This is a genomic window from Bacillus andreraoultii (assembly GCF_001244735.1).
Taxonomy (GTDB): Bacteria; Bacillota; Bacilli; order Bacillales; family Caldibacillaceae; genus Caldifermentibacillus; species Caldifermentibacillus andreraoultii.
Map to the genome: position 1 here is coordinate 1 of NZ_LN868927.1, position 1,074 is coordinate 1,074.

Annotated in this window: 1 protein-coding gene; it reads left to right on the plus strand. The window is 37.6% G+C overall.

All coding sequences use genetic code 11. From position 1 onward, the window contains the following. The coding region (locus tag BN2144_RS00055) for an IS110 family RNA-guided transposase (protein ID WP_033826333.1) at positions 1 to 905 on the plus strand (905 nt) is incomplete at its 5' end. Positions 906 to 1,074 lie beyond the last annotated feature (169 nt).

Here is a 1,074-nt window from a genome sequence, read left to right on the forward strand (position 1 = left end):
CACATGAGCTAGCGAAATCGCACTTTCGAGTAGAACGTGAACAGACGTATCAAGAAGATGAATACTACCAACAGATGCGTGGGCTCACACGTTACTATGATGAGTTAGACAGTGAGATTACGCACTTATATAGCCGTTTACACGCTATCCTTCAATTGAGTTTTCCAGAATTGGAACAGCTATTTACGAAACGTTCTGCGCTGTTTTTGAATATCGTACAATTGTATCCACATCCTGATGAAGTGTTAGCCCATTCAAAAACGGTCATTCGCAATCGATTAAAGGCAAACACACGAAAAAATTTGTCTTTAAAACGAGCAGAAGAGAAAGGAATCGCCCTCCTTGAAGCCGCGAAAACTTCCTATCCAGCCATCTCAAGAGATGATGTACGTTGCGAACAAGTCAAAGATTACGCAAGACGCATCGTAGACTTAAAAGAGAGGAAAGAACAGCTTGTAAAGCAGATGGTTGAGCTTTCTAATGAGCGCACAGAATATCATGTACTTCTATCATTTCCAGGAATAGGGGAAACAACAGCTGTTCGAATCATTGGTGAGTTGGGTGATATCAGGCGTTTTAAAAATCATAAGCAGTTAAATGCCTATGTGGGGATTGATATTATGCGTTATCAGTCAGGTAATACCCATTATAAGGACAAGATTAATAAAAGGGGAAACAATAAACTACGAAAAATTTTATTCTTTATGATTAAAACGATGATTACACTACGCCAAAAAACAAAGAATCATCTGGTGGAGTATTACGACAAATTAAAAACGCAACCTCTGAGAAAGCCTCATAAAGTTGCGTCAATTGCTTGTGTGAATAAGTTCTTAAAAGTAGCATTTCACCTTATTGCACACAACATTACCTATGATTACGAAGCAGCATCCACCTGTTCGTAAATGGTTTAATTAACTATAACATACTTGACCTTGCGAAAAAAACAAAAAATCGTTAGGTCTTTTTGGCATTCGCTAAATTTATGATTGGAGGAAGGGGGTACCCCCTTCCTCCAATCATAAATTTAATTCTTAAAAAGTATTGTAAAAGTACTTGACTAGAGGTAAGAAA